Source organism: Vibrio sp. 10N.222.46.A1 (assembly GCF_041473595.1).
In the GTDB taxonomy this organism is placed as follows: Bacteria; Pseudomonadota; Gammaproteobacteria; order Enterobacterales; family Vibrionaceae; genus Vibrio; species Vibrio tasmaniensis_A.
Genome location: NZ_JBFRSN010000945.1, coordinates 1 through 1,154, shown reverse-complemented (window position 1 = coordinate 1,154; position 1,154 = coordinate 1). Strand labels below are relative to the sequence as shown.

Below are 1,154 nucleotides of genomic sequence, written 5' to 3'. Positions count from 1 at the left end.
ACAATCACTCTAGTGATTGACGGCGCAGAAGTTAAGGTTAAGCCGCAAGACGTTCAACGTCACGCGTTCAAGCCTAAAGTTGAGCACATGGACTTCATCCGTATCTAATTCCCTACCAAGGAATAAGATTGGATTAATCCAGCCTTCTGCATAGAAAAGATAATCGATCTTACCAGTCGAGAAATCTAGAAATTCGAAACCCCGATGCTACCAACATCGGGGTTTCACCGTTTCTGAGCCCTCAAAAACGTCTAAAATCTCGCGCAATACACTGAAAATAATCAATTTTCCCTCTCCCCACTTTATCCCAGTCTTGCTTGGGTGGATTAAGGGTGGACGAAAGGTGGACTTATACAGTAGTTTTTCTAACACAAAGACTAGACCGCTTTTTCGCTAGGCTCCGCACACTCATTTTTCAAAACATAACACTGAGCCTCCCTGGCCAAAAATCATGGATTCGGATACCGAATTAGCGAATAAAGAAGAGTAATATTAGGATGGTTGTAGCAGTTTACCTTGGAAGGTTATCGTACATTTACTGGGTCAAGCGGCCTGAATACCCGACTTTTCTTAGGATCTTCTTTCTAGAGCGTTCGTAATGTCTTTTTTGAGTTCCTCTGAAAGGCGTTCGAATTGTTTTGGTACAACCAAACCTTCTTCACACATTTGCATGAGTTGGATAAATGCTCGGCTTCGAGAATGGCCATCAAAAATAAGCTTCATTTGCTTTTGAGATTCTTTGGAGTACTCGCACATAAAGTGAAACCTTTCCCCTACAGATTCTGATTCATCAGTAATCGCTTTGATGGCTTCATCTAGCTGACGAGTACAAAACAGTTGCGCAGCTTCACTCTTTATCTCACAAAAGATTTTCCAATCAGACTCTTTGATATTCATACAGACCTCCACAAAGTGTTACTTCTTAGGGTAGAACATTACGGCGTTTAAAAGACGTGAGCGACACGATTACCCAATAGTAAATCAGAGCGCTATTAACACGAAATCCAATCTTGAGCAGAAAGGAAGGGCCAGCATTAGGCTGCTTTAAACGCCTGTAGGAATATTTCCAAAGTCTAGTTTGATATTAATTCCACTAATTTCGATTTCACTTGATGCTAAGAAATACAGGTATAAAATTTGGCCAGAGGTCCATA

1 protein-coding gene and 1 pseudogene are annotated in these 1,154 nt (G+C 41.1%); one reads left to right on the top strand and one right to left on the bottom strand.

Going from position 1 to position 1,154, the window contains the following annotated elements:
• Positions 1-108 (top strand): annotated as a pseudogene (locus AB4496_RS22400) (50S ribosomal protein L25); the annotation flags it as partial.
• A gap of 462 nt (positions 109-570) precedes the next feature.
• Here AB4496_RS22400 and AB4496_RS22395 read toward each other — a convergent pair.
• Positions 571-897 carry a hypothetical protein gene (locus AB4496_RS22395; protein ID WP_102258619.1) on the bottom strand — a complete coding sequence of 109 codons (327 nt, stop codon included), beginning with the start codon at positions 895-897 and terminating at the stop codon, positions 571-573.
• Between the last annotated feature and the right edge of the window lie 257 nt (positions 898-1,154).

What these genes read in the sequence shown, in the direction of transcription:
- AB4496_RS22395 (WP_102258619.1), bottom strand. Translation starts at nt 897, where the DNA reads ATGAATATCAAAGAGTCTGATTGGAAAATCTTTTGTGAGATAAAGAGT.